Here is a 15211-nt window from a genome sequence, read left to right on the forward strand (position 1 = left end):
GCATGTCGTGCGGGATCGATGTCGCGAGGCCGGCCCGCGACGCGGTGGCGTCACGGCGAAGTGGGGGCGGGATTCGCGTAAGCCGAAGATGCCGACCAGCCGTCGTACTGGTACGGGTCGCCAGCCGTGCTGCTTGCTGCGCCGCTGCTCCGGTCGCGGTAACGGGCAAGGTGCTGGCGACGTGTCAGCGGCGCGTGATGCTTGCTCGTCGTACCCGACAGCTTCGGTGCGGCGGGTCTGGCTGACGATGCGGCGTCGCTTGCCGCGCTGGCCGGAACCGGAAGCATCGCCTCGGTCTGCGTGATGCGGGCGGCGTGGGGCGCGCGTTTGGCGGCAGAGGTGGATGCAGGGAACTGTGCAAGGGCGGTGACGCTGAGCGAAATGCTCGTTGCAACAGCAAGCAGGTGCGGGATTTTCATGAAATGGCAAGAAGCGGGATCGTTTCGGGGTGAGTGCGGATATGCCAGGGCGTGCGGTTGCTTTGCGATGCGCGTGATTGACAGAAGACGGTGGAGGATCGATTCGACCCGCCATCCAACATATAGGCCAAAAAGGATGATTGACCCTCTGATCGGTGTTCGAACGATAGCACTGTCCGGCGTATCGAAGGAAGCGCGAAACGTACGCAGCCGGGTTGCACGATGCGGCGGAATCTTGTCGGTCGCACTCGCGCTGACGTGGCTCGGTGGCTGCGCGTTTGCGCCTGGCATGACTTTTCGCGGCGGGTGTCCGGCCGACGTCTCCGCGGATCCGTCGGGGGCCTGTGGCCGTGCGATGCATGCGGCGTCACTTGCGGCTTCGACGGGCGGCACGGCAACCGAAGATGCACCGCCCGCCGGCGCGCTCGTCGAGATCGATGCCGCGCTGATCGTCCAGACGCGAGCGCAGGCCGGGCCGTCGATCCCGAAGGATGTGCTTTCGCTGTTCCAGCAGGCGCGACCGTACACGCTCGGGCCCGGCGATGTCCTCAGCATCGTCGTGTGGGATCACCCGGAACTGAACATGCCCGTCGTCGCGACATCGAACGGCATCGATACGACCGGCTCGAACGCGATCGTTTCCGGCTATACGGTCGACACGAACGGGGTGGTGCAATTCGCGTATGTCGGCCCCGTCAAGGTCGGCGGGCTCACGGAGTTGCAGGCGCGCGACATGCTTGCGCGTCACCTGGCGCGTTATATCCGGGATCCGCAGGTGACCTTGCGGATTCAGGCGTATCGCAGCCGACGCATCTATCTCGACGGTGAAGTTCGCATTCCCGGCCTTCAGGTGATGAACGACCTGCCGATGACGTTGCCCGAAGCGATCAATCGCGCAGGGGGATTCACGTCGAACGGCGATCGCGCGCGCGTCGCGGTCACGCGCGGAGAGGCGACCGTGACCGTGAACCTGCCGCGCATGATCGAGCAGGGACTCAACCCCGACCGGATCCTGCTGCAAAGCGGCGATCTCGTCCGCGTCTATCCCGTGAGCGACAGCAAGGTGTTCGTGCTCGGCGAGGTCGGGCACACGATGACGGCGACGTTCAACAACGGCCGCCTGACGCTGAATGATGCGCTCGGCTATGCGGGCGGCGTCAGTCCGTATTCGGGCGATGCGAGCCAGGTCTATGTCGTGCGTAGCCGGCGCGGCGGGACGCCGACGGTCTTTCACCTGAATGCGACATCGCCGGCAGCGATGGCGCTCGCGAACGATTTCGACCTGATGCCGGACGACGTGGTCTTCGTCGATGCGTCGTCGCTGGTGCGCTGGAGCCGCGTGGTGGGAATGTTCCTGCCTAGCGCGCAGACGCTCGCGACCGGCCGCAATATCGCGTTCTGACATGGACCGTCTGCTCCTGGTTTGCACTGCGAACGTGTGCCGAAGCCCGATGGCGGAGGCGCTGTTTCGACGCGTGCTGGAGGGTGTGCATGTGATGTCGGCCGGCGTCGACGCGATGCCCGGAATGGGCGCCGATCCGGCGGCGATCGCCGTCATGCAGCGCATCGGCCTCGACCTCGGCCAGCATCGCTCGCAACTGCTGGCACGCTGGATGATCGAGTCGTCCGCTCTTGTGCTGACGATGAGCGAGCGTCAGCGCCAGGTCATCGTACACCGCTACCCGTCCGTCTCCGAACGCGTCTGCCGTCTGCTGCCGGACGGGGACGTGGCGGATCCCTATCGGCTCGACAGTGCTGCATACGCGGCGACGGTCGATCGATTGACGACGGGCGTCAGGCACTGGTCCGGCCTGCTGGCCGGTATCACCCGTCACACCCAAACATTGCAGGAAACGACCCATGAACCATCTTGATGCGCCGGTGCATTACGCGGAACCGGAAGACGGGCCGCCCGGGACGGTCGCGAGTTATCTCGACGCGCTTTACGACAACCGGCGGCTGATCGCGTTCGTCACGGGATTGATGCTGTTGATCGGCACGACCTATGCGTTTCTCGGGGTGCCGGTCTATCGGGCCGATATCCTGGTGCAGGTCGAAGAAAACACGAATTCGGCAAAGAGCATGCTCGGCGACATTTCGTCGATGTTCGACGTCAAGACCCAGGCATCGTCGGAAATCGAGGTGCTGAGGTCGCGTCTGGTGGCGAGCAAGGTGGTCGACACCTTGTCGCTGGCCATCGACGCGCATCCGCGCTACTTGCCGCTGATCGGGTCATTGCTGTCCCGGCACGCGACACGTGTGTCGGATCCGCTGCCGTTCGGCTATGTGACCGGCACCGAGCGCATCTCGGTTGCCCAGTTCGACGTGCCCGACAAGCGCTATGGCGAAACGTTCGTCATGGCGCTGCAGCCGGGCAACACGTACCGTCTGTCGGGCCCGGATGTCGACGCGGGCGGCACGATCGGCGTGCCGCTGAAGGTGGTCACGCCGGACGGCCCGCTCTCGCTGCTGGTCACGTCGGTCCGCGGCAAGCCGGGCGCCACGTTCGTGCTGCGCCGGTATTCGACATTGTCGACGATCGAGGATCTCCGGCAGAGCCTGAACATTGCGGAGAAAGGCAAGCAATCGGACGTGATCGGCGTCACGCTCGATGGGTCCGACCCGGTGAAGACGGCGATGATCCTCAACACGCTGGGTAGCGAATATGTTCACCAGAACGAGCGGCGCAAATCCGAGGAAGCCGAGCGATCGATCAGCTTCCTCAATGCACAGTTGCCGGAGTTGAGGAGCCAGCTCGAGCTCTCCGAAAATCGCTTCAACGCGTATCGCGCCAAGCACGGAACGTTGAATCTCGATGAGGAAGCGACTGCGCTGCTGCAGCGCTCGGTCGATGCGCAGTCACGCCTGACCACGCTGAAGCAGAAACGCGACGAACTGATGGCGCGCTTCACGCCGGAACATCCGGCCATCCGTGCGCTCGATGCGCAGCTCGATACGGCCCAGGCGGAAATTGGGGGTATCGAGCAACGTACGCGTGCGTTGCCGCCCGTCGAGCAGGACGTGTTGCGATTGCAACGTGACGTACAGGTCGGAACCGAGCTGTATACGAACCTGCTCAACACGCAGGAGCAACTGCGTCTCGTCAAGGCAGGGAAGGTCGGCAACGTGCGGCTGGTCGACACGGCGGCGGTTCCCGAGGAGCCGGTCAGGCCGAAGCGCCTGCTCGTGATCGTCGGGTCGGCAGTCTTCGGGTTGCTGATCGGCGCGACGGTTGCGTTCAGCCGCCGCCGCATGTTCGACTCGATCGACGACCCGATCGAGGTGGAGCACGTCTGCGGCGTACCCGTGTATGCGACGGTGCCGTATAGCCGCCAGGAAGCGTCGCTGACGCGTTTGCGTCGTGTCGCGAATACGCCGTCACGGGAGCTGATTCTCGCCCACAACGCGATGATGGACCCGGCACTCGAGAGCCTGCGCAGCTTCCGGACCGCACTCGAATTCGCGATGACCGACGTGCCGAACCGGATGGTGTTCATCACCGGCCCGACGCCTTCCGTCGGGAAATCCTTCATCTCGCTGAATTTCGCTGCCGTGCTGGGCTCGGCCGGAAAGCGCGTGCTGCTGGTCGATGCCGACCTGCGTCGAAGCGGACTCCAGCGGACGGTTCCCGTCGGTCCGGGAGCCGGGCTCGTCGAGCTGTTGCAGGGCACGCATCGCGTCGAAGACGTATTGCACCGCGAGATCCTGAAAGGCGTCGATTTCATCGCGACGGGCAGCGTGCAGATCAATGCGAGCGACGCGCTGTTCGATTCGGATCTGCGCACGATTCTGTCCGAACTGGGGGCGACCTACGACGTGATCGTGTGCGACGGCCCGCCGATTCTTGCGGTTCCGGACGCCGCGCAACTGGCCGGCCACGCTGGCGTGACGTTCCTGGTGGTGCGTCAGGGGGTGACGAAACACGGCGAGATCAAGGAATCGATCCGGCGGCTGCGTCACGTGGGCGTGTCCCCGCACGGATTGATCTTCAACGGGCTCAGCGTACGGCCGGGACGCTACGCGTACGGCTACGGGCGCTATCGCCACAATCGCGACAGTCACGCGTACTACGGCAAGGCATGACGGATGTCGGCATGGAACAGGCGACCGGCCGACATGACGGGCGGCCACGGACAACCATCGGGCGAGGATCTGCATGAACGATACAACTTCAATGTGTGACGCCATGACGCGTTCGCAGGCTGACGCGCGGCACACCGATAACGAGACGGGGCGGCATTTCAGTCGCGTCGCCGTCGTGCACGACTGGCTGACGACCTATGCGGGCGCCGAGAAAGTCCTCGCCGAGATCCTCAACATCTGGCCGCAGGCGGACCTGTTCACGGTGGTCGATTTCCTGCCGGACAGCGAGCGCGAGAAGCTGCTCGGCAAGGTCGCCACCACGTCGTTCATCCAGCGGCTGCCGCGCGCACGCTCGGCCTATCGTGCGTACTTGCCGTTGATGCCGTTCGCGATCGAGCAGCTCGACCTGTCCGGCTACGACCTGGTGATTTCATCGAGCCATGCCGTCGCGAAGGGAGTCATTACCGGGCCGGATCAGCTGCACGTGAGCTACGTGCACTCTCCGATCCGCTATGCGTGGGATCTGCAACATCGTTACCTGAACGAGTCGGGCCTGTCGACGGGGTTGAAAGGCTGGATCGCGCGCGCGATGCTCCACTACATTCGCATCTGGGATCAGCGTACCGCGCACGGCGTCGATGCGTTCGTGGCGAACTCCGGCTTCATCGCGAGACGCATCCGCAAGGTGTACGGCTACGATGCGGCGGTCGTCTATCCGCCTGTCGATATCGGGCGATTTTCGCTGGTCACGCAGAAGGAAGACTTCTATCTGACGGCGTCGCGCATGGTGCCGTACAAATGCATGCCGCTCATCGTCGAGGCGTTCGCCCGCATGCCGGAACGGCGCCTCGTCGTGATCGGCGACGGGCCGGATTTCGAGCGCGTCAAGGCCGCCGCCACGCCGAACGTCACGCTGCTGGGCTATCAGCCAGATGCGGTACTCGTCGACTACATGCAGCGGGCGAAGGCGTTCGTATTCGCCGCCGAAGAGGATTTCGGCATCACGCCGGTCGAGGCCCAGGCGTGCGGAACGCCGGTCATCGCTTACGGGCGCGGCGGCGCGCTCGAGACGGTGATCGCATCCGGGGATGCGAGCACACGCACGGGGTTGTTCTTCGAACGGCAGGCAAGCGCGGACATCGTCAACGCGGTGATGCGCTTCGAGGCGGCAGGCGGGTTCGATCCACGGGTGTGCCGCGCCAACGCGCAGCGATTCACGGTCGAGCGATTTCGCGACGGCCTGCTGGAGGTGATGGCCAGCGCGCTGCGCAACCGCGCATCTGCCGCCGGGGCGCGCGACACGGCCGGCGGCTCGGCGAGGGGCGAACCATCGTGGAGTTGAGCCTGTTCGGCGTGATCGTCATTGCGCTCGGCATCCTGACGTTCGTGCTGCCTTATCGGTGGGCGGTCTACGTGATGGTGGCCAGCACGCTGTTCGGGGCGACCGAGGCGGTTGCATTCGGCGGGCTGGGCGTGTTGCCGGCCAGCCTGATGATGCCGCTGTTCGTCGCACGCGCGCTGTTCCTCGAAGATTCGCGCGCGATCCGCAGCAGCCTTCGAGTCGGCTCGCCCGGGTTCTGGCTGCTGGTGCTGACCGGCTACGCGTGCATGACGGCTGTCGTGTTTCCGCGCATGCTGGCCGACACCACGTCGGTTTATTCCATCGATCGTTCCAACATCGGCACGACGCAACTCATGCTGCAGCCGCTCGGCCCCGTGTCCGGAAACCTGAGCCAGTCCGCATACCTGATCGGTGAATGCCTGCTCTATTTGGCCGCCTCGACGGTGATGCGGCGACGCGACGCCAGCCGGGCCGTGGCGGACGCGTTCCTGTTCCTGACCGCGTTGAATGCGATCGCCGCGGCGGCCGATCTGTTCGGCAGCGCTGCGGGCGTCAGTCTGCTGGATCCGCTGAAGACCGCGCAGTACTCGATCCTGGACGGCGCGGAGGTCGGAGGCATGCGGCGAATCAGCGGGACTTTCTCCGAGGCATCGGCATTTGCCGGCTTCTCGCTGCCGCTCTTTGCGTTCACCGCGAATCTTTGGCTGCTCGGCTATCGGCGGAGCCTGTCGGGATGGCTTGCGCTGTTGACGGCCGGTTTCGTGCTGCTGTCGACGTCGAGTACCGGGTACGTGGGGCTGTCGATCTATCTCGCCGTCTTCATGGCCAGTCGCTCCGGCGCGATCGCCCGTAACAGCCAGGCAAGGAAGTTCCGCATGCTGGCGGTGGCGTGCGTGGCGGTCGCGCTGATCGCGTGCGTACTGGTCGCAATCGATTCGCCGATCGTGACGGCCGTGTCCGAGGTAATCAACCGGACGTTGACGAGCAAGATGAGCAGCGATTCGGGCGTCGAGCGCAGCGCGTGGAACATGCAGTCGCTGATCAACTTCGTCGATACATTCGGATTGGGTGCCGGCCTGGGCAGCGCGAGGGCATCGAGCTTCGTCGCGGTGACGCTCGGCAATCTCGGGCTGCTGGGCGCGATGCTGTTCGGACTGTTCCTTTACCGCACCGTGCGCGTACGCGTGCGGCCTGCTACGTGGGCATCGGACCGGATCGTCAGTTTCGCAGCCGTTCAAGCGCTGGCCGCGGCGCTGATCGGCGCGACGCTGTCCGGCACGGTGTTCGACCTCGGGCCGTGCGTCTATCTGTTTGCGGCGGCGGCGTTCGGGGCACTGAACGTCAGGCGTGCATCGAACCGGGAGCCGAGGGCGACATGAACACCACCTCGTCTCGCACGGAATTGCTGGCGGTGTATGTGGCCTACATGTTCCGCTACCTGTACCCGTTGTTCATGCTCCCGTATTACGGGCGCGCGCTCGGCCCGAGCGGTTATGGCCTGGTGCTGGCGGGCGCCTCGCTGTCGAATTCGCTGTGGCTGTTCGTGAGCTACGGCTTTCCGACCGTCGGCGCACGCGATACCGTGCATGCCGCAGGCAGCACCGCGCGGGCCGAGATTCTGCGCACCCACGTGATCGCCCGACAACTGCTGTGCGTGCCGGCCATCGTCGCCGGCACGATCGCGATCGGCGCGTCGCTGGCGTTTCGCCAGCACTGGTCGAGCGGGCCGGTCGTCATCGCCATGGGCCTGGTCTCGGCATTCAACGTCGGGTGGTATCTCGTCAGCACCGGCCGCGCGATCGCGAGCGTCCGGATCGAGGTCGTCGGCTTCGCGATTTCGTTGTCGCTGATCGTCGGCTTCGTGCATCACCCGTCCGATGTCGAGCGTGTATTTCCGTTGCTGCTGACGTCGAGCGTCGTCCAGCTCGGGCTCGCGTACTGGCTGATCCGCCGAGAGTTCGCCGGCGCCGTCGCGAGCCTGAAGCGCGCAGTGGACCTGATCCGCCGGTCGACGGTCATTTTCGTCTATGGCGGCACATCGGTCTTGCTGGCGGGCGCGTCGACGTACCTGTTGTCGACCATGGCGCATGCCTCCGAGGTCAGCGCGTTCGGTGTCGCCGAGCGGCTCGTCGCGGCGGGATTGAGCGTGATGTCGCCGGCCGCGCAGATCCTCGTGCCAAAGCTGACCAGCCTGGTCGGCAGCGATCCGTCGCGCGCGAATCGTCTGATGCGGCGGGTGTTCGTGTGGTTCTTTTCCGGGGCGGCGCTTGCGGCAGTCGCGACTGTCCTGCTGTCGGAGCGGCTCATTCCGCTCGCGCTCGGTGCCGGCTTCGAGCGCTGTGTGCCGGTGTTGAATCTCATGGTGTTCGTGCTTCCCGTCAGCGTATGCACGCAGGTCCTCGGCGCCTATTTCCTGATTCCGCGCAAGCTCGAACGTCTGCTTGCGCAAGCAGGCGTGTTGGGCGCGGTCGTGAGTCTGGCATGTGCGATTCCGCTGGCGAGCCAATGGGGGGCGCTCGGGATGGCAGGTGCACGCCTCGTCGGAGAGTTGACGATGCTGGGGGCGCTGGCAGCCGGTCTGTGGCGCGCGAAGCTGATGACGGAAATTTTCGGTATCGACGGCGTTCCGGCCACGACTGTCAACGACAACCGAATTCGCCAGTAACGAGGGTATGTGATGACTCATGAATGGGAAGTTCGCGAGAGCGGACCCGTGAACGTGCATGACCGTGCGACATCGGGCGCTCCGCGCGTTTGTGCCGGCATTGCGACGCGCGGCCGGCCCGCCGAGCTGGCGAACATCGTTGCCTGCCTGCGTACGCAAACGCTCAGGCCGACGTCGATCATCGTCGCGTGTACGGGGCCGGACGATGTTGGCGCGCTTGCCGAAGCCGATGATCTGTCCATCGTGTTCGTCAAGCCTGGCTTGACGCGTCAGCGCAATGCGATCCTCGACAGGGTGCCGGCGGATACGGACTATGTCGCGTTCTTCGACGACGATTTCGTCCCGCAAACGGACTGGCTGTGCGTGGTTGCCGACGCATTCGAGCGCGACCCGATGCTCGCATGCGTGACGGGGCACGTCGTTGCGGACGGCATTCTTGGCCCCGGGCTCACGATTGACGACGCGAAGCGGGCACTGGCTGCCGTACGGGACGACACGCAGCGATGGACCCAGGACGGCTACAGTCCTTACGGCTGCAACATGGCGTTCCGCGCGTCGGCGGTTGCCGCGTTGCGTTTCGACGAGCGGCTCGTGTTGTACGGCTGGCTGGAGGATCTCGACTTCGGTGCACGGGTCGCCCAGCGCCACGGCCGGCTCGTGAAACTCGGCAGTGCGGTGGGTGTGCATCTCGGCGTGAAGCGCGGCCGCGTGTCCGGACGCCGGCTCGGTTACTCGCAAGTCATGAACCCGGTCTACATGATGGCCAAGGGGACGTTGTCACGTCACGATGCGTGCCGCCAGATCGTGCGCAACTTCGCCGCCAACATGGCGAAATCGATCGCACCGGAAGCCTATATCGATCGACGCGGCCGGCTGGCCGGAAACCTGATCGCATTCGTCGACGTGTTGCGCGGACGCCGGACGCCGGAACGTGCGGAACTGCTATGAGCGGCGGAACGGCATCGGGCGCAAGCACGGACTCGTTGGCGCAGGTATCGCTGCTTCGGCTTGGCAAACCTTTAATATTTGTTACGGTATGCGAAGCATAATGGACTTGGAAGGTATAGTGAAAGCGTATCGTCACCTGAGCGCGACGGCAGATATCCGACGCAAACGTCGGTTTCGCATCCGTGAATGTGCAGGGCGAAGCTGCCGCTCGCATGCCTTTCCGCCATCGTGCCGCTCATTTTCACGCGGTAACGTCCAGCGAGTCTGGAAAAAGTCCTGCGACACAACAATGCCTCCCGATCATCCCACCATGCAGAACCGCGTTCGCCACGGGGCGCCTGGCGCCGACGAAATGCCGCACGCGCCGCGCGTCGCGCTCGTCAACGTGAAGTACAGCCCGAATCTCGGCGACGGCATGCTGTCCGAATGTCTCGAGGCGGAACTCGCGGCGGCGTTACCGGGCATCGAGATTCGCGTGATCGATCTCGCGGGTCGAACCGACTACGCATGCGGCGCAACCTCCCGAAAATCGGTGTTGACGCTGATGCACCACAGCCCGCGTGTCGTGCGTCATGCGATCGTGCACTCGGTGCTCGGGTACAAGTTGCACACGGAACTGCGTCCGCGCTGGCGTTCGGTGTTGCGCGGCGTCGACGCCGTTGTTGTCGGCGGTGGCAATCTGTTGAGCGATGCGGATCTGAACTTCCCGATGAAGCTCGATGCCGCGATGGCGGAAGTCCGTGATCTCGGTTTGCCGGCCGCCGTCTTCGGTGTCGGCGTATCCGGTGACTGGACGTCGCGTGGCGAGCTGCTGTTCCGGCGCGCGCTCGGCGGGGTTTCGCTGTTTCATGCGTCGGTGCGCGAGCGACGCTCGGCCGAGATCTGGCGGGCGCGCTTGTGCGGTGCCGGGATTCGCGCGGCGCAGGTCGTGCACGATCCCGGTCACCTGGTGTCGCGGCATGTCGCGCGATCCCGCACGCCGGATAACGCCGTCACCACGATAGGGCTGGGGATTACCCATCCGATCGCGCTCAAGTACCACGGCGGCAGTATTCGCGTATCGGCAGCGGCGCAAGCCGAATGGTATCGCGCGCTCGTGCGTGCCGGTAGCGCATATGGCTGGCGTTTCGTCGTGTTCGCCAATGGCAGTCCCGAAGACGAGGCTTACATCGACGAACTGCGCCCGATCCTCGCGGAGGCTGCCGGGCCCGGCCGGATCACTTTCGCGCCTCGTGCGGCGACGCCGGCCGACCTCGCGCGACTGATTTCATCGTTCGACTTGTTGATGGCGCACCGGCTTCACGCGAACATCGCCGCATTCTCGTATGCGGTCCCGCAGATCGGGTTCGCGTGGGACGTCAAGCTCGAATCGTTTCTGTCGGGTGTCGGGCGCGGGCACTGCCTTTGTACGGTCGGTGTCGATTCGATCGACGCCGTCGTCGGGCTCGCTGCCCGGCAGCTCGGTGAGGGCATCGATGCGCATGTGCATCGCGCCGTGCTCGACGACGCGTGCGCACACGTGGCCGAACTCGCCGCTGCGCTGAGGGGCGCGGTGGCGGGAGCGCGGCAACCTGCCGGCCGCGCGCCGGTGGCGGGAGCGTCGCTCGTATGAATACAACTCCTCCGCAACGGCTGGTGATCGTCAACGACGTGTCGGTCGCCAATGGGGGTGCGACGGCGCTGGCGTTGCTCGAACTGCGCCTGATGCGAAAACGCGGCGTCGAGGTGACGTACGTCACCGGCGACGACGGCGCCAATCCGGAGTTCGACGCGCTCGGTATCGAGGTCGTCTGCCTGAGAGGCATCGGGTTGCTGCAGGCGGGGGCGGCCGCGTTGGGGCGTGGCGTGTACAACCCGGACACGGTTAGAACGCTCAATGCGTGGATCACGCGTCACGACACGCCGGGTACGGTTTATCACGTGCACGGCTGGAGCCAGATCCTGTCGCCGTCCTTGTTCGCGGCGCTGCGTCGCGTACGCGAGCGGACCGTGATTACGGCGCACGACTTTTTCCTCGTGTGCCCGAACGGCGCATTTGCCGACTACCGTGCCGGCACCGTCTGTACGCGCGTTCCGCTCGGCGCGGCCTGCGTGACGCGCGATTGCGACAAGCGACACTACGCGCACAAGGTGTGGCGTACGGTCAGGCAGGCCGTTCAATCGCACACGCTTCACTTCGATTCCGCCGGGCCTCGCGTCCTGATGATTCACCACGCGATGCGCGAACCGCTCGAGCGCGGCGGCATTCCCGTCGGTTGCTTGCAAACCGTACCCAACCCGGTGACGCCGTGGAGCACCGAGCGCATCGCCGCAGAACACAACGACACGTTCGTGTTCGTCGGCCGGCTGGCATCGGAGAAGGGGCCGGACCTTGCCGCGCGCGCGGCGCGGCGCGCAGGTGCGCGGCTCGTCATCATCGGAGACGGGCCGATGATGCCCGCGTTGCGCGCCGCGTATCCGGAAGTAACGTTTTGCGGCCATCTCGCACCGAGCGAGGTGGCGCAACGTGTGCAATCCGCACGCGCGTTGCTGATGCCCTCGCGCTATCCGGAGCCGTACGGCCTCGTGGCCGCGGAAGCGATGTGGAGCGGATTGCCGGTCGTTGTCGCGCAGTCCGCGTTGCTGGCAGGCGATATCGTTGCGTGCGGCGCCGGCGACGCGTGCGATCCCGCCGACGAGGCGGCATTCGCCGGTGCGATTGCCCGCATTGCGCACGATGACGATGCGACGCGACGGATGAGCATCGCCGCCCACTCGGCGACCCGCCACATGGGGCTGTCACCCGATGCGTGGGTCGAACGTCTGCTCGAAGTCTTCGCGGCGTGCACGGCGCTGGAGCCGCAATCGGCCTAGTTCACGGCCAGCCGGGGGCGGCGCGGGTGGCGGCCCCGAGCCGGGGCGCGATCAGTGTTCCTTCGGCCGCGCACAGCGGCTCGATTTGCCCGCTTCGTCGAGCGCATAGAGCCGCACCCATTTGACGGCGAGCGTCGACGGGTCGGGCGTTTGGTCGATCGGATAACCCGAGCCCAGCGCAAGATTGACGAGCGGATAGAGCGGTGTATCGAGTTCGGCTGGCGTCGCCTGCTCCCAGACGGGGCGGCGATCGAGGTAGTACGTGATCTTGTCCGGCAGCACGCGGACCCCGTAGTCGTGGTACCCGTTGACGAGCGAGTCGGCCGGAACGGGACTGCGATGCGTGACATGGCGCGACTGATTCTGGTTCGCGCCGCGGTACCACACATGAAGTGACGAGGAATACCGATCGGTTGCGTGCCCGTAGTATTCGACGACATCGATTTCGACACGCGGCGCCGGGTCGGCGACGGGTTTGAGGCTCATCAACCAGAATGCCGGCCACGTGCCGGGGCCGGGCGGCATCTTCATGCGTGCTTCGAAGTATCCGTAGCGCACGCCGCGGCCGTTGCCGGACGCGTCTGCCGCGGCGATCAGGCCGGAATGCCAGCGCCCCTGCGGCGTGCGGCTCGCCGTGATGTGCAATTCGCCGTTGACCACGCTGAACGGCCCTTGAGGCCCCGGATCGGAGAACGCGGCATCACCGAAGTCGCCATTCCACGGTGTGTGCGCGATCCATTGTGCGTCGCCCAGGATACGGGGCGACACGCGGAACGCGCTGAAATTCTCGTTGAATACCGGCACGAACTCGCAAAGATTGAGTGGAGCGGATTCTGCGCCGTTGGCCGGTGCGACCGTTGTAACGGCCAGGAGGGCGACGATGGCGGGAAGGATCGGTGAGGACATGTGGTGGGGCGTCTGGGCAATGGATGGGGTGAGTGGCCCGAAGCGAATTCGCCGTGCTGTGTTCGGCCCGCGTCAGGGTGGGATGATGCGCGATTGCACGCAAGACGGCAACATCTGATTCGCATGACTAAGCATTTACTCGATCGAACGTTCTCGACGGATGGCGTGCCGATGTCCCGTTCGTCACGTGTGCGTTACGACGTGCCGTTACGTAACGGCACGTCGCTGCGGGCAGAACGCAAACGTTTTACCGCAGGAGCCGGTTTTATTCAGATATTTTGAGCGACAGATAAAAGTCATTGGTTTGCCGACGTTTTTATGCGGCGCTGCAACCGAATGCTTGGAGATGGCACGAATCATGCGTTGAACGGTATGTGCCGCGTAAATTGATGCCGTAAATTCAGCACCATCGTGAATCGCCAGCGCTGCTCGAGATCGTGGTTCGATGGCGGGCAGCGCGAGTTCGAGACTGACGTTGGCGGCTTGTCCCGTATGACGCGTATGGGTCGGGACGTTGCGCCCCGTTCTCGGGATCGGGTGCCGCGAGATGGGTCATGCAGTCACGGAAATACCGAATCGCTCACGCGCAGCCGAAAGGCCGCCAATTGACTTAATCTCGGAATGGATCGAATGAAGAGTCCTACGATTCGCGAGCTTCAAAAGCAGCTCGGTCACTTGAATCTGATTGTCGAAGAAGCCAGGCAGAAGGAGAAGAAAGTCAAACTCGAGGAGATTGCCGAGCACGTCAAGCTGTTCGACATCACGGAAATCGAGTTGTTGCGGGCGGCGGGTTTCATCAAGGCCAATCGACAAAAGGCTTCGGCAAAGTACTACGACCCGGACACCGGTCGATCGTGGTCGGGAAAAGGTGCACGCCCCAGGTGGCTTGTCGGCAAGAACCTGGATGACTATCTGATTCGGGACACACCGCAGCCATGGTGGCCGGAAAAACAGGCTTGTTGAGCTGTTCTCGCGAATTCGGCATGTGCTCGTCGGAACGGTTGGCGCATGTCGACGCACATTGTCTCGCCAGATGCTCGTCGGTTCATGACGCGGCAGACGCGTTTTCTTGCCGTCCCGCCGGGCCACGGAACCGGTGATCCTGGCATTGCTTGACGACCGGAATTTCAGCTCATGCAGAATCCAGAAATTGACGCGGCGGATCTCGTCGATACGGGACCTGAGAAAAAGGCAAGATATCGCGCCCCGGCGCTCGAGAAGGGCCTTGATATCCTCGAGCTGCTCATCGATCGCGAGTACGGCATGGCGCAGGCGGACATCTGCCGCGCGTTGAAGCGCAGCCGAAGCGAGCTGTACCGGATGATGCAGGTGCTCGAGGATCGTGGTTACATCTACCGGGTGGATCGGTACGACCGGTACGCGCTGACCATGAAGCTCTACTTTCTCGGGCAGCATCACGCGCCGACACGATCGCTGGGCGCGCTCGTCACCCCGCTGTTGCAGCAGTTCGCATTGCAGATGGTCCAGTCGTGCTATCTGACGGTATTCGACGGCGACACGATGATCGTCATCGCAACGGCCGGCAGCGAAACGGAATGGAACATCGCGGTCCGTGTCGGGACGCGCGTGTCGATGCACGGCAGCGCCGCTGGCGAGATGTACCGGTCCTTTCAGGACGAAGACGTGCGGACGCGGCTGTCGCGGGCCGATGGGCACGATATCGAGTCGCGGAATCCGGCGCTCGGCGACGAAGCGTTGCCCGCGCATCTGGTCGACGGCTATCTCTGCCGCCCCAATGAGCGAATTCCCGGCATCACCGATATCGCGACGCCGATCGTGGACAAGTCGGGTTCGGCCATCGCGATCCTCGCTTGCCCGTACCTTGCGCAGTCGGGCGAAGCGGGCGCGCTGTCGGTCACGCAGATCGGCGCGGCGTTGCATGAAACGGCCCGGCGCATCTCCGCGACGGTCGATCAACGGTTCATGCAATCGGCCGTCGATCTGCCCGCGCGCGGTGCGGCACGCACGTAGGAC

At 64.6% G+C, this 15211-nt stretch carries 12 protein-coding genes; 11 read left to right on the forward strand and 1 reads right to left on the reverse strand.

Translation table 11 applies throughout. From position 1 onward, the window contains the following. The first annotated feature begins 201 nt into the window (after positions 1 to 201). From BLA15945_RS25520 to BLA15945_RS25560, 9 genes are all read left to right on the forward strand, one after another. A complete protein-coding gene (locus BLA15945_RS25520; RefSeq protein WP_407045114.1) occupies positions 202 to 1821 on the forward strand; it encodes a polysaccharide biosynthesis/export family protein in 1620 nt (539 codons plus the stop codon). Position 1822: 1 nt separating this feature from the next. After that, positions 1823 to 2293, forward strand: a complete 471-nt coding sequence (locus BLA15945_RS25525) for an arsenate reductase/protein-tyrosine-phosphatase family protein (RefSeq protein WP_174993671.1) — start codon at positions 1823 to 1825, stop codon at positions 2291 to 2293. Continuing rightward, positions 2280 to 4502 carry a GNVR domain-containing protein gene (locus BLA15945_RS25530; protein WP_059242263.1) on the forward strand — a complete coding sequence of 741 codons (2223 nt, stop codon included), beginning with the start codon at positions 2280 to 2282 and terminating at the stop codon, positions 4500 to 4502. The genes BLA15945_RS25525 and BLA15945_RS25530 overlap by 14 nt, the downstream gene beginning before the upstream one ends. A gap of 103 nt (positions 4503 to 4605) precedes the next feature. Further along, complete coding sequence (locus tag BLA15945_RS25535; protein ID WP_155627363.1) at positions 4606 to 5844, forward strand: glycosyltransferase family 4 protein; 1239 nt, start codon at positions 4606 to 4608, stop codon at positions 5842 to 5844. Further along, entirely contained in the window at positions 5835 to 7223 is a 1389-nt protein-coding gene (locus tag BLA15945_RS25540; RefSeq protein ID WP_174993672.1) for a hypothetical protein, read from the forward strand. The genes BLA15945_RS25535 and BLA15945_RS25540 overlap by 10 nt, the downstream gene beginning before the upstream one ends. A 47-nt stretch (positions 7224 to 7270) precedes the next feature. Beyond that, entirely contained in the window at positions 7271 to 8509 is a 1239-nt protein-coding gene (locus tag BLA15945_RS25545; RefSeq protein ID WP_233464298.1) for an oligosaccharide flippase family protein, read from the forward strand. A gap of 12 nt (positions 8510 to 8521) precedes the next feature. After that, positions 8522 to 9457 (forward strand): glycosyltransferase family 2 protein, encoded by a 936-nt coding sequence (locus tag BLA15945_RS25550; protein WP_059242253.1) that lies wholly within the window; start codon positions 8522 to 8524, stop codon positions 9455 to 9457. 118 nt (positions 9458 to 9575) lie between these two features. Next, the gene (locus BLA15945_RS25555) at positions 9576 to 11069 is read left to right on the forward strand and encodes a polysaccharide pyruvyl transferase family protein (protein ID WP_233464296.1); all 1494 of its coding nucleotides are present in this window, start codon (positions 9576 to 9578) and stop codon (positions 11067 to 11069) included. Further along, on the forward strand, positions 11066 to 12310 hold the full coding sequence (locus tag BLA15945_RS25560) for a glycosyltransferase family 4 protein (RefSeq protein WP_174993673.1): 1245 nt from the start codon (positions 11066 to 11068) through the stop codon (positions 12308 to 12310). The genes BLA15945_RS25555 and BLA15945_RS25560 overlap by 4 nt, the downstream gene beginning before the upstream one ends. 51 nt (positions 12311 to 12361) lie before the next feature. Here the strand turns inward: BLA15945_RS25560 and BLA15945_RS25565 are convergent, their stop codons facing one another. Next, on the reverse strand, positions 12362 to 13216 hold the full coding sequence (locus BLA15945_RS25565) for a glycoside hydrolase family 16 protein (protein WP_174993674.1): 855 nt from the start codon (positions 13214 to 13216) through the stop codon (positions 12362 to 12364). 630 nt (positions 13217 to 13846) lie between these two features. Between BLA15945_RS25565 and BLA15945_RS25570 the strand changes: the two genes are divergently transcribed. Together BLA15945_RS25570 and BLA15945_RS25575 are read left to right on the forward strand one after the other, a co-directional pair. After that, on the forward strand, positions 13847 to 14179 hold the full coding sequence (locus BLA15945_RS25570; protein WP_059242246.1) for an H-NS histone family protein: 333 nt from the start codon (positions 13847 to 13849) through the stop codon (positions 14177 to 14179). Positions 14180 to 14350: 171 nt separating this feature from the next. Then, on the forward strand, positions 14351 to 15208 hold the full coding sequence (locus BLA15945_RS25575; RefSeq protein ID WP_174993675.1) for an IclR family transcriptional regulator: 858 nt from the start codon (positions 14351 to 14353) through the stop codon (positions 15206 to 15208). Positions 15209 to 15211 lie beyond the last annotated feature (3 nt).

The sequence above is a fragment of the Burkholderia arboris genome, assembly GCF_902499125.1.
Classification (GTDB): Bacteria; Pseudomonadota; Gammaproteobacteria; order Burkholderiales; family Burkholderiaceae; genus Burkholderia; species Burkholderia arboris.

Bases quoted from the DNA above. Each gene is read 5' to 3' on its own strand.
- BLA15945_RS25525 (WP_174993671.1), top strand. From the start codon at position 1,823: ATGGACCGTCTGCTCCTGGTTTGCACTGCGAACGTGTGCCGAAGCCCG.
- BLA15945_RS25530 (WP_059242263.1), top strand. From the start codon at position 2,280: ATGAACCATCTTGATGCGCCGGTGCATTACGCGGAACCGGAAGACGGG.
- BLA15945_RS25535 (WP_155627363.1), top strand. From the start codon at position 4,606: ATGACGCGTTCGCAGGCTGACGCGCGGCACACCGATAACGAGACGGGG.
- BLA15945_RS25545 (WP_233464298.1), top strand. From the start codon at position 7,271: ATGTTCCGCTACCTGTACCCGTTGTTCATGCTCCCGTATTACGGGCGC.
- BLA15945_RS25550 (WP_059242253.1), top strand. From the start codon at position 8,522: ATGACTCATGAATGGGAAGTTCGCGAGAGCGGACCCGTGAACGTGCAT.
- BLA15945_RS25560 (WP_174993673.1), top strand. From the start codon at position 11,066: ATGAATACAACTCCTCCGCAACGGCTGGTGATCGTCAACGACGTGTCG.
- BLA15945_RS25565 (WP_174993674.1), bottom strand. From the start codon at position 13,216: ATGTCCTCACCGATCCTTCCCGCCATCGTCGCCCTCCTGGCCGTTACA.
- BLA15945_RS25570 (WP_059242246.1), top strand. From the start codon at position 13,847: ATGAAGAGTCCTACGATTCGCGAGCTTCAAAAGCAGCTCGGTCACTTG.
- BLA15945_RS25575 (WP_174993675.1), top strand. From the start codon at position 14,351: ATGCAGAATCCAGAAATTGACGCGGCGGATCTCGTCGATACGGGACCT.